Origin of the sequence: uncultured Tateyamaria sp. (genome assembly GCF_947494755.1) — a bacterium.
Taxonomy (GTDB): Bacteria; Pseudomonadota; Alphaproteobacteria; order Rhodobacterales; family Rhodobacteraceae; genus Tateyamaria.
Genome location: NZ_CANLVZ010000001.1, coordinates 170847 through 182368, shown reverse-complemented (window position 1 = coordinate 182368; position 11522 = coordinate 170847). Strand labels below are relative to the sequence as shown.

The window sequence follows — 11522 nt, the reverse complement described above, 5'->3', positions numbered from 1 at the left end:
CTCAGCGCCCTTCGAAATCGGGTTTGCGTTTCTCGACAAACGCCAGCACGCCCTCGCGGAAGTCGCGGCTTTGGCCGCAATCGCCCTGCTCGGCAGCTTCGGCGGCCAACTGACCCTCGAAATCATTGGCCCAGCTTCCCCGGATCACGCGCTTGGCGGCGGCATAGGCCTTGGTCGGTCCGTTGGCGAGATGTGTCGCCCGGGCGCGCCAATGGGCGTCGAAACCGTCATCGGCGACCGCTTCCCAGATCATGCCCCAGTCATCGGCCTGACGCGCCGTGATCTTGTCGGCGAACAGCGCCGCCCCCATCGCCTTGGCCATCCCCATCGTGCGCGGCATCACATAGGTACCCCCCGCATCCGGGATCAGGCCGATCCGGGTAAAGGCTTGGAGAAAGTACGCTTTTTCCGACGCGATCACCACATCGCAGGCCAGCGCAAGGTTGGCCCCTGCCCCCGCAGCCGCCCCATTCACCGCCGCTATGGTCGGCACAGGACAGTCCACGATCGCGTTCAGCATGGGCGTGTATTCATCACGCAACGTGCGTTCGAGATCGAGGTTCGCAGCATTGGCCCGGTCGCCCAAATCCTGACCCGAGCAAAACGCCCGCCCCGCCCCCGTCAGCACCACCACACGCGCCGTCTTGCCCACATGGGTCACCGCGACTTCGATCTCGGCCCGCATCTGTGTGGTCAGCGCGTTCATCACATCGGGCCGGTTCAACGTGATCAGTGCCACGCCGTCGGTCAGGTCATATGTCAGGGTCTCGTAGTTCATGCCCAAAGCTCTCCCATGTGGGTTGAACCCTGCATACCAAACCGATCAGTTTAGAACAGCCCCTACGCGCCGTCACTCATCCATAATCTCGCGCAGGCGCTTGGTTTCAGCCTCGCTGAGGCCCGCCTCGGTCGTGGCGCTCGCTGTGCTGCGCCCACGCAGGTACACAAACCCCATGATTGCCGCCATCAGCAGCATCAGCGGCCCTGCCGCCCAAAGCAGCCAGTTCGAGCCCGACACGCGCGGGTTCATCAGCACGAATTCCCCATAGCGTTCGACGAAGAACGCTATGATCTGCGCGTTGGTTTGCCCCGCTGCCACCTGTTCGCGGATGACACGGCGTGTGTCGATGGCCCATTGGGCGTTGGACGAGGCGACGGATTCCGACTGGCACACCACACAGCGCAAGGCGCGGTCGAGTTCGCGCGCCTGCGCTTCAAGCGCCGGATCCTCCAGCATCTCGGAAGGATCAAGCGCAAGGGCCGCGCCGCTCAGCACGAACCACAACGTGACGGCCAGCCACCTCATTCCGCAGGCACCGGCTTGGCTGTCTTGCGCGCCCCGACCGCGACACGGAAGCGTCGGTCGGTGAGGCTCAGCAATCCGCCAAGAGACATCAGCGCACAGCCGATCCAGATCCAGTTGGTCAGCGGCTTGATATACGTGCGCACCGCCCAACCCCCGTTCACCTGCGCATCCCCGATCACCACATAAACATCGCGCGCGAGGTTGTAATCGATGGCCGCTTCGGTCGTGGGCATTTGCGCAACCGGATAAATCCGCTTTTCCGGCTTCAGCGTCGCGATGAACCGCCCGTCCTTGGCCAGCGTCAGCGTGCCCACCGTGGCGAGGAAGTTCGGCCCCTCCACATCCTCGACGCCGTCGAGGGTCAGGGTGTAGCCGCCGACCTCGAAAGGTTCGCCGATCTGGGCGACGCGAATGTCCTCGGACTGCCACGAGGTCAGGCCAGCCACCCCCAGCATCGTGATCCCGAGACCGCCATGGGCCACAGCCTTGCCCCAATCGGCACGCGGCAAACGGAACAGACGCGCGGCATTGAACCGCTGCCCGGTGCGGCTTGCGATGTCGACAGCGGCCCCCATGACCAGCCACGCCCCAAGAAAGGCGCCCATCGGGCCGATCAGGCTGCGCCCGGTCTGCATCGCCCAGGCCAGCCCACCAAAGGCCAGCGCCAGCACGAACACATAGCGCAAGGGGCGCATCGCGCGGGTCAATTGCCCCCGCTTCCACGGCATCATCGCACCGATCGGCAGGATGAGGCCCAACACCACCATGAACGGCGTGAACGCCATGTTGAAAAACGGCGGCCCCACACTCAGCTTGCGGTCAAAAAACATCTCGGCGACGAGCGGCCACATGGTGCCGACAAAAACCACGAAACAGCTGACCGCCAGCAGGGCATTGTTCGCCACCAGCGCGCTTTCGCGACTGAGCATGCCAAAGACGCCGCGCGCCTCCATCGCGCTGGCGCGAAACGCAAACAGGATCAGCGCCCCCCCCATGAAAAAGCCCATGATCATCAGAATGAACACGCCCCGCTCGGGGTCATTGGCAAAGGCATGGACAGACGTCAGCAGGCCGGAGCGGACGATGAACGTTCCGATTAACGAAAAGCCAAAGGCGAGAATGGCGAGCAATATGGTCCAGCTTTTCAGGCTTTCGCGCTTTTCCACGACGATGGCCGAATGGACCAGGGCGGCGGCCAGCAACCACGGCATGAAGGACGCATTCTCGACCGGATCCCAGAACCAGAAACCACCCCAGCCAAGCTCGTAATAGGCCCACCATGACCCAAGGGCGATGCCGATGGTCAGAAAGACCCAGGCCGCCAGCGTCCACGGGCGCACCCACCGGCCCCATGCCGCATCCACGCGCCCTTCGATCAGAGCCGCTACGGCAAAGGAAAATGCCATGCTGAGGCCCACATAGCCAAGATACAGAAACGGCGGATGAAACGCCAAACCCGGATCCTGCAACAGCGGGTTCAGGTCCTGCCCGTCAAAGGGCGGCACGGCAAGGCGCAAAAACGGGTTCGAGGTGAACAAGATAAAGGCCAGGAACGCGACCCCGATGGCCCCCTGAACGGCCAGCACACGGGCGCGCAGCGAGGGCGGCAGGTTGTCGCCGAACCAGGCCGCCATGGCCCCGAACAGGGCCACGATCAGCACCCAGAGCAGCATGGACCCCTCGTGATTGCCCCACGTGCCGGAAATCTTGTAGAGCATCGGTTTGGCAGAATGGCTGTTCAGCACCACCAGACGCAGCGAAAAGTCTGAGACGATGAACGCATACATCAGCGCGCCGAAGGCGACTGCAATCAGATAGAATTGGGCCGAGGCCGCAGGCTGGGCCATCGCCATCCAGCCCGCATGGCCCCGCCAGGCCCCAATCATGGGCACAACCGCTTGAATGATGGCGACAACGAAGGCGAGGACGAGGGCGAAGTGGCCGAGTTCTGTAATCATACGAAGGTTATAGGATGCCCGCGCGCGCGCGCCAATGGGTCTGACGGATATGTCGCATCACGACATCGCCAGCCCTTTCCTTTCGCTCAAAATACCTCGGGGGAGGCCGCAAGGCCGGGGGCAGCGCCCCCCAAAATTTGGCGTCGCGCAAGCGGCCTTCAGATCACGCCGCGCGCCGCCATTCCTCAACAGCCAAATTCGTATCAGGCAGCAGCGACGCCGTGGTCAGGCGCGCATCGCCGCCCGTGGCTGCCACACCCACACTGCCCGCGCGCATCTCGCGCAGGGCTGCGACATTCTCCATCACCTCCGGCACACGGTGTATCGTCTCCACGATCTCGCGCTGAAATTGCTGTGCTTTGACCTGATGACGCGCCCCGAAATAGAAGGAGACGATCACGCCAAGCAGCCACCACAGCGGCTCTGGCACCAGCGCAATGCCCTGCATCCGCTCGGCAAACCACAAGGGCGCGACCATCGCCGACACAAACAGGCCCAACGTCCCCAACGCCAGCGCGGGGCGTGGCAAGCGGTTCAACCCATCCATCACCCGGTCGAACATCCCCTGACGCGGCACCATGAATTCCTGTCCGAACTCGCGCATGGCCTGCATCTGCACAGCCTGCGCCCGCGCCGATCCAGCCTCCGCGTTCTCGCGAAACACCTCGACCGTATCCTTGACCACGTTGCCACCACCGCCAAAGACGAGGCTCAGAACCCGCTCCATCAACCCCATGTCGCCACCCTTTCCTGAAACTGCGCTGCGCTCAGATGAAAGCGGGGCGCGATGAACTCTTCGGCGCGCTTGATCCACCCGCCCTTGCCGCCGGCCCGGCTGCGCGCGTATTTGCGGCTGGCCGGGCGCTGATCCGCGATGCGGAAGTAATAATTGCGCCGGGCGATCCCGTAAGCATCGACCAGATGGCCGGGCGCGGAGGCATAGGCCGACCGCGCCGCACCGATCGATTGCGGCCCCAACGCCCCATCGACGGCACAGGGAAAGCCCATCTCGGTCAGCAGGCGCTGCAGGATCTTGATCGCGTTGCCGCCAGCGTTCACGTACATATCGAACACCGTGGCGTGCAGCACGTCAGGCAGCTCGGCAATGCGAGGACGCTCGAAATAATGAGTGACGAAGATGTCGACGGCCTGCGCGCGGGTCAGCGCGCGCACGTCGCGCACATCCACATCGCCGTCGCGGTCCAGATCAAGGCCGAGCCGCTCCATCGTGTGGATCGTCACCCCGAAATTGGTGGCCCCGCCCGGATCGTCGGGGTCATTCACAAAACCGCCCTCTCGGGCTACAATCTCTTTGGCAATCTCTCGGACGGTCTGCATGTTTACCCCCTCATGGCGTTCCATGGGGCAACACTGCATTTATGTTGGTTAACCGGACTTAACCCGTGCGTACGTTAGCCATTGGGGTCCTGATAGACGCCCTGCTCTTTCAGCGCATCCACGACTTCGGCCGGCATGTACGTCTCGTCATGTTTCGCCAAAATTTCAGAGGCTTCGAAGACACCGTTGATGTAGCGGCCTGTGCCGACCATACCCTGATTTTCCTCAAAGAGATCGGGCAAAACGCCGGTAAAGACCACCGGAACAGCCGCGCCGCCATCCGTCACTTCAAACCGGATCGATTCGCCCTGCCCCCGGATCAATGACCCTTCGGCGACGAGCCCACCGATGCGAAACACCTCGTTGGGTCCGGGCGGTTCGGCCACGATCTGACTTGGCGCGCGAAAGAAATTGATGCCGTCGCGCATTGCATAGCCGATCAGAACCGTGGATACGGTCAGCGCCACCGCCGCGAGGGCGACGATCTGGATGCGGCGCTGTTTCTTGAGGCTTTTCATAGGCTCACGGGAATAGCGGGGCCATCATCAGCCCCTCGGTCTCGGATATACCTAACATCAGATTGGCGTTTTGCAACGCTTGGCCCGATGACCCTTTCGTCAAATTGTCGAGTGCTGCCACAACCACCGGGCGCCCCGAAATCCGATCAGGGGCCACGCCAATATGACAAAAATTCGATCCACGGATGTGCCGCGTGCTCGGAACCTCGCCCATGGGCAGCACTTCGATGAATGGCTCCGCAGCGTATGCCGACGCCAGCGTGTCATGGATCACCTGCGCTTCCCCTTTGACATAGGCGGTGCCCAAAATCCCCCGATTGGCCGGGATCAGGTGCGGCTGGAACTGGATGTGGACCTCGCGCCCGGCGACCTTGCTGAATTCCTGATCGAACTCCCCCAAATGCCGGTGCGTCCCGCCCGTGGCATAGGCGTGATAGCCTTCGGACAATTCCGCATGCAGCAAGTTTTCCTTGAGCGCCCGCCCCGCACCGGACACAGCCGCTTTGAGGTCGAGGATGATGTCGTCCAGATCAATCACCCTTGCTGCAATCAAAGGCCGTAGCGCAAACTGGCCCGTGGCAGCATTGCACCCGGTCCCGGCGACCAAACGCGCCGCAGCGATCTCGTCCCGGTAAAACTCGGTCAGGCCATAAACGGCCTCGCCCTGCATCTCGACCGCGCTGTGCGGATTGCCGTACCATTTGGCATAGGCCTCTGGGTCGCGCAGCCGGAAGTCGGCAGACAGGTCCACGATCTTCAGATCACGCGGCAGGCCCGAGATGACCTCCTGGCTCGTTTTGTGGGGCAGCGCGCAGAAACACAGATCAATGCCCGCCCAATCGATCCGATCAAAAGCCACCATATCAGGCAGATCGAGGTGGCGCAGATGCGGAAACACCGCCGCGAGCGGTTGACCCGCTTTCGAAAAAGCCCCCAAGGCTTTAATTTCAATGAAGGGATGCCCGGCGATCAACCGGATCAGTTCAGCGCCCGTGTAGCCGGAAGCGCCCAGAATTGCGATATTGTACATCATGTTTTCAAGTCCAGAAAAGGGTCAGATCAAGCGGCATCAAAGCTGATCTGTCGTCGCAAAAACTGGGTGGCGCGGGTGCTCACGGTCTTGGGATCGCCCGTGGTCAGATAGGCCGAGGCCCCCGTGCCCATCTTGTCGGGATGGCGGGTCAGATAGTCGGCGAGGCTTTCGCCCACGAGGCTGGCCTGCGAATAGACCGCCACGTCCGCCCCAAGCGCGTCCTGAAACTGCTCCTGCATCAGCGGATAGTGGGTGCAGCCAAGGATGGCCGCTTGCGGCGATGGCATCTTGCGTTTCAGCGCATCCACATGGCTGCGCACCAGCGCATCCGCCAGGATCATGTCGCCGTCTTCGATGGCATCAACCACACCGCCGCAGGCCTGCGCCTCGACATCCACGCCGATGGCACGAAACGCCAACTCGCGTTGGAACGCGCGGCTTGCAACGGTGGCAGGCGTCGCAAACAAAGCCACATGCTGCACGCCAACCTCACGCGGCGGGGAATTGTCGCCCCACTGCCGCTCTGTCAGCGCCTCGATCATCGGGACGAATACGCCAAGCACACGTTTGCCCTCTGGCACCCAACCTTCCTGCATGCGCCGCAAGGCTGCTGCCGACGCGGTGTTGCACGCCAAAATCACCAGATCACAACCCGCATCGAACAACCGCTGCACCGCCGCGCAGGTCAGCGCATAGATGTCATCCGCCGTGCGCACGCCATAAGGGGCATTGGCGCTGTCGGCGAGATAGATGAATTCCACATCCGGCAGCCGCGTTTGCGCAGCGTCCAGTACGGTCAAGCCGCCCAGACCGGAATCAAAAATGCCAACTGCCATGTTGCGCTGCCCTAGCTGCGGTGCCGCTCTTCGAATTCATAGCCCAGATCAAAGACCTTCACCGGGTTCGGGTTCAGCTCATACGTGGCTTTGCGCAGGAATTCCATCATCTGTTTGGGGTTCCCGGCCATTGGGTCCAAAACCGCCCGCTCGATAGGGTCGCCGATCACAACGCGCACCGGCGTATCGACCCGCTTTTTGAACTCTTTGATCAACAGACCAAGGCGTAGGGTGTTATGAGTGTGACTTGCGATCTGGAACAGACGGCTTGTGTGTCCGTCGAAATAGAGCGGAACCACCGTCGCCTCGGATTTGGCCACCATGCGGGCGGTAAAGCTGCGCCAGCCGGGATCCATGGGCCGAGAGAACGGCTTGGCGGCGGTGCTGACAGTGCCACCCGGAAAGATACCGATGGCCCCACCCGTCCCCAGATAGCGCAACGATTCCTTGCGCGTGGCCACATTCAGCGCCATCGCTTCGCGGGTGTCAGCAAAGCTGATGGGCAGCAGCACGCGGTTCAACTCTTCGGCCTTTTTGAAGACCGAGTTGGCCATGATCCTAAAATCACCGCGCACCATGGACAGGATGTGACCCATAATCAGACCATCCAGAATCCCGTAGGGGTGATTTGCTATTACAATCAGTGGCTTATTACGCGGAATATTGTCAAGCGATCCGCCCACCACATCCAGGCTCAGCCCATAGCGTTCGACCATCACTGCCCAGAAATCACGGCCAGCCGCCACTTCGTCCTCGTAGCCTTGGGCGCGCTTGATCAGCCGCAGCCGGCCCGTCGTATTCTCCATCAGCCGGATCAGCGCGCGACCGCCCTTCGTTTCCGCCGAATGGGAATAGCTGATTTCGCGGGTGATCTGCCGGTTGCGGTTGGGCATCGGAGCCTCTGAAAAGGTCTGTCTCTATAGGCCCTATCTAAGGGGCCAAGCCAAGTCTGCCTAGCCTCTATGACGCAGCCATGACGCTATTGTGCGGCCATGGCGCGCGGGCTGCCCCCGGCGCGGATCACGGCCAGCAATTCCTCGCGACGCTTGGCGGCCTTGGCCTCATTGGCCTGTTTGACCGGTCCGAACCCGCGAATATCCAACGGAAGGGCCGCCAATGCCATAACCGCGTCACGGGTCTGATCATCAAGCTTGGGCAGCACCTCTTTCATGTCCGCCTCATATTGTTTGATCAGCGCGCGTTCCATCTTGCGCTCGGCGGTGTAGCCGAACGGGTCCAGCGGCGTGCCCCGCAGCCCTTTCATCCGCGCCAGCAGCCGGAAGTTGCGCATCATGCCGGGCCCGTATTCCTTTTTCATGGGCCGCCCGTCTGATCCTTCCTTGGACAACAGCGGCGGAGCGAGGTGGAATTTCATCTTGAAATCGCCGTCGAACTGCGTACGCGCCTTGGCCTCGGTATCGAGATGCAGGCGCGCGACCTCGTATTCGTCCTTGTAGGCCAGCAGCTTGTGATAGCCCTTGGCAACCGCCTCTTTCACCGTTTCGTCTGCAACCCCATCCACCAGCTTGCGATAGCGTTTGGCGAGCCGTTTGGACTGGTATTTCACCAGATGATCGGTGCGGAAGGCGATCTTGTCCTCAACAGTTTTGGGCAGTTGGATAACGTTCGGAGCCGACACCCGCGCCGCTTCTTCGGGGTGCAGCACCGCCCACCGCCCGATTTCAAAGGCGCGCAGGTTCTTGTCGACGGCGGTGCCGTTCAGATCGATGGCCACAGTGATCGCCTCATAGCTCAGCGGCACAAGACCGCGCTGCCAGGCGGCCCCAAAGATCATCATGTTGGAAAAGATCGAGTCCCCCATCGTGGCCTTGGCAAGCTCGGAGGCATCAAACATATCCACCCGGTCGCGCATCCGCGCCTCAAGCGCGAGGGCAAGCCGGTCGGTCGGCAACAGGAATTCGGTGTCACGTGTGAAATCGCCGGTGATGATCTCGTGGCTGTTCACGACCGCGCCGGTGCGCCCCGCACTGGTCAGCCCGAGCGTCTTGGCCCCCGCACTCACCACCAGATCGCCGCCGATCAGGGCGTCCGCCTCGCCGGTCGCCACGCGAATGGCGCTGATGTCGTGGGGATCATTGGCAAGACGGCAGTGGATATGCACCGCACCGCCCTTCTGGGCGAGGCCCGCCATCTCCATCATGCCGGCACCCTTGCCGTCGATATGGGCGGCCTGGGCCATGACGGCCCCGATGGTGACGACGCCCGTGCCCCCGACCCCGGTGATCACGACATTCCACGTGCCCCGGATCGCGGGCAGGCGCGGCATCGGCAGGTCGGGCAGGTCCAGCGTGGTGGTCGCCTGCTTCTTCACCTGCGCGCCTTCAAGCGTCACGAAGGACGGGCAGAACCCTTTTACGCAGGAAAAATCCTTGTTGCAGGAGGATTGATCAATCGCGCGCTTTCGGCCCAACTCGGTCTCGACAGGCACGATGGAGACGCAGTTGGACTGCACCCCGCAATCGCCGCAGCCCTCGCAAACATCGGTGTTGATGAACACGCGCTTGTCGATGTCGGGGAAGGTTCCGCGCTTGCGGCGGCGGCGCTTTTCGGCCGCGCAGGTCTGGACATAGACCATGACGCTGACACCTTCGGTCTTGGCCAGCCGTTCCTGCACGCTTTGCAAGTCCGCGCGTTCGTGGGTGGGCACGCCGGACGGGAAGCGGGAGAGATCCACGTCTTCCTTGTCGTCATAGACCACGACGACGTTTTCGCAGCCCATCGCGCGGACTTCGTTCACGATGCGGTATGGATCAAGTCCGCCTTCGTTTGTCTGACCCCCGGTCATGGCGACGGCGTCGTTGTAGAGGATCTTGTAGGTGATGTTGGTACCCGCAGCCAAAGCCGCCCGGATTGCCTGCACGCCGGAGTGGTTGTAGGTGCCGTCGCCAAGGTTCTGGAACACGTGGTTTCGCTTGGAAAACGGCGCCTCGCCAATCCAGTTCACGCCCTCGCCGCCCATATGGGTGTAGCCAAGTGTTTCGCGGTCCATCCACTGCGCCATGAAGTGGCAGCCGATGCCCGCATAGGCGCGACTGCCCTCGGGCACCTTCGTGGAGGAGTTGTGCGGACAGCCCGAGCAGAAATAGGGTAAACGGGCGGCGATTTCCTCGGCATTGTCGGACCGACGCGCCTCGTCCAGCGTCAGCATGCCCGCCTTGATGCCGTCGGTCTCGCGCCCCTCGTCGATCAGGACCTGACCCAGCTTGGTCGCGATCTCGACCGGATCAAGTGCCCATTTCGCGCTGAAGAATTCGCGCCCCTCCTTGGTGCCGCCATAAACGCGGCGGCCCTGCCGGTTGTCAAAGATCGCTTCCTTGATCTGCACCTCGATCAGCTTGCGCTTTTCCTCGACCACGACAATCAGATCGAGGCCCTCGGCCCAGTCGTTAAAGCCCTTCATATCCAGCGGCCAGGTCTGACCGACCTTGTAGGTGGTGATGCCAAGCCGCTCAGCCTCATCGGCGTCAATGTTCAGCAGTGACAGGGCATGGACCAGATCAAGCCAGTTCTTGCCTGCCGCAACCAACCCGATCTTGGCACCTGGCTTGCCCCACATCCGCTTGTCCATCTTGTTCGCATTCGCAAAGGCTTCGGCGGCATAGCGTTTGTGATCTATCAAGCGCGCCTCTTGGGCGATGCGCTCATCTACCAGGCGAATGTTCAGCCCGCCTTCGGGCATGGGATAATTGGCAGGCACGAATTTCAGACGATGCGGATCGCCATCCACCACGGACGTGGCCTCAACCGTGTCCTTCATCGTCTTGAGACCAACCCAGACGCCCGCATAGCGACTAAGCGCGATGCCATAAAGGCCGTAATCCATGATCTCCTGCACACCTGCGGGCGAAACGACGGGCATGTAGGCGTCCACCATCGCAAATTCGGATTGGTGCAGCACGGTCGAGGATTCGCCGGTATGGTCATCCCCCATTGCCATCAGCACGCCGCCATGGGTCGAGGAGCCCGCCATATTGGCGTGGCGCATCACGTCGCCCGTACGGTCCACGCCGGGTCCCTTGCCGTACCACAGACCAAAGACGCCATCATACTTGCCTTCGCCCCGCACTTCGGCCTGCTGTGCCCCCCACAGGGCGGTGGCGGCCAGGTCCTCGTTCAGGCCGGGCTGAAAGGTCACATCGGCGGCGGCAAGCTGCTTGGCCGCGCGCAGCATCTGCAGATCGACGGCCCCAAGCGGGGATCCGCGATAGCCTGTCACCAAACCGGCGGTGTTCAGCCCTGCGGCAACGTCACGCGCCTTTTGCATCAGCATCAAACGCACCAACGCCTGCGTGCCATTGAGCAGCACAGGGCTTTTATCCAAGTCATACCGGTCGTTCAGTGAAATCTTTTGCGTGCTCATGCGCGGCCTCCCTGCCCGACTGACATTACCAGATACAACCTAGTCTTGCATATCTATGCTCAAATATAGGTCACAAAGACTGACCTGTATACACATATTTTTGTTATCTTCATGTTCCCCTTACCCGTGCGGTGTGAAACTACGTCAATTGA

10 protein-coding genes are annotated in these 11522 nt (G+C 61.9%); all 10 read right to left on the bottom strand.

The features are described 5' to 3' along the window. Nucleotide 1: 1 nt before the first annotated feature. Nucleotides 2-778 (bottom strand): enoyl-CoA hydratase-related protein, encoded by a 777-nt coding sequence (locus Q0908_RS00925; RefSeq protein ID WP_299280555.1) that lies wholly within the window; start codon nt 776-778, stop codon nt 2-4. Nucleotides 779-850: 72 nt separating this feature from the next. Next, complete coding sequence (locus tag Q0908_RS00920; RefSeq protein WP_299280554.1) at nt 851-1306, bottom strand: cytochrome c-type biogenesis protein; 456 nt, start codon at nt 1304-1306, stop codon at nt 851-853. Then, nucleotides 1303-3264, bottom strand: a complete 1962-nt coding sequence (locus Q0908_RS00915) for a heme lyase CcmF/NrfE family subunit (protein ID WP_299280552.1) — start codon at nt 3262-3264, stop codon at nt 1303-1305. The genes Q0908_RS00920 and Q0908_RS00915 overlap by 4 nt, the downstream gene beginning before the upstream one ends. A gap of 163 nt (nt 3265-3427) precedes the next feature. After that, nucleotides 3428-4000: a holin family protein gene (locus Q0908_RS00910; protein WP_299280550.1), complete on the bottom strand. Its 573-nt coding sequence runs from the start codon at nt 3998-4000 to the stop codon at nt 3428-3430. Further along, nucleotides 3991-4602 (bottom strand): holin-associated N-acetylmuramidase, encoded by a 612-nt coding sequence (locus Q0908_RS00905; RefSeq protein ID WP_299280548.1) that lies wholly within the window; start codon nt 4600-4602, stop codon nt 3991-3993. Before Q0908_RS00905 ends, Q0908_RS00910 begins: the two co-directional genes overlap by 10 nt. Nucleotides 4603-4676: 74 nt before the next feature. After that, entirely contained in the window at nt 4677-5120 is a 444-nt protein-coding gene (gene ccmE / locus Q0908_RS00900; RefSeq protein ID WP_299280546.1) for a cytochrome c maturation protein CcmE, read from the bottom strand. Between the two features lie 4 nt (nt 5121-5124). Then, entirely contained in the window at nt 5125-6153 is a 1029-nt protein-coding gene (gene argC / locus Q0908_RS00895) for an N-acetyl-gamma-glutamyl-phosphate reductase (protein WP_299280544.1), read from the bottom strand. Between the two features lie 26 nt (nt 6154-6179). Then, nucleotides 6180-6989 carry an aspartate/glutamate racemase family protein gene (locus tag Q0908_RS00890; protein WP_299280542.1) on the bottom strand — a complete coding sequence of 270 codons (810 nt, stop codon included), beginning with the start codon at nt 6987-6989 and terminating at the stop codon, nt 6180-6182. A gap of 11 nt (nt 6990-7000) precedes the next feature. Continuing rightward, nucleotides 7001-7882: a lysophospholipid acyltransferase family protein gene (locus Q0908_RS00885; RefSeq protein ID WP_299280540.1), complete on the bottom strand. Its 882-nt coding sequence runs from the start codon at nt 7880-7882 to the stop codon at nt 7001-7003. Between the two features lie 86 nt (nt 7883-7968). Beyond that, nucleotides 7969-11370, bottom strand: coding sequence for an indolepyruvate ferredoxin oxidoreductase family protein (locus Q0908_RS00880; RefSeq protein WP_299280538.1), 3402 nt, complete (start codon nt 11368-11370; stop codon nt 7969-7971). Between the last annotated feature and the right edge of the window lie 152 nt (nt 11371-11522).

Excerpts from the sequence above, each read along its gene's own strand:
- argC (WP_299280544.1), bottom strand. The coding sequence starts at position 6,153 with ATGATGTACAATATCGCAATTCTGGGCGCTTCCGGCTACACGGGCGCT.
- Q0908_RS00920 (WP_299280554.1), bottom strand. The coding sequence starts at position 1,306 with ATGAGGTGGCTGGCCGTCACGTTGTGGTTCGTGCTGAGCGGCGCGGCC.
- Q0908_RS00915 (WP_299280552.1), bottom strand. The coding sequence starts at position 3,264 with ATGATTACAGAACTCGGCCACTTCGCCCTCGTCCTCGCCTTCGTTGTC.
- Q0908_RS00890 (WP_299280542.1), bottom strand. The coding sequence starts at position 6,989 with ATGGCAGTTGGCATTTTTGATTCCGGTCTGGGCGGCTTGACCGTACTG.
- Q0908_RS00910 (WP_299280550.1), bottom strand. The coding sequence starts at position 4,000 with ATGGGGTTGATGGAGCGGGTTCTGAGCCTCGTCTTTGGCGGTGGTGGC.
- Q0908_RS00925 (WP_299280555.1), bottom strand. The coding sequence starts at position 778 with ATGAACTACGAGACCCTGACATATGACCTGACCGACGGCGTGGCACTG.
- Q0908_RS00885 (WP_299280540.1), bottom strand. The coding sequence starts at position 7,882 with ATGCCCAACCGCAACCGGCAGATCACCCGCGAAATCAGCTATTCCCAT.
- Q0908_RS00880 (WP_299280538.1), bottom strand. The coding sequence starts at position 11,370 with ATGAGCACGCAAAAGATTTCACTGAACGACCGGTATGACTTGGATAAA.
- Q0908_RS00905 (WP_299280548.1), bottom strand. The coding sequence starts at position 4,602 with ATGCAGACCGTCCGAGAGATTGCCAAAGAGATTGTAGCCCGAGAGGGC.
- ccmE (WP_299280546.1), bottom strand. The coding sequence starts at position 5,120 with ATGAAAAGCCTCAAGAAACAGCGCCGCATCCAGATCGTCGCCCTCGCG.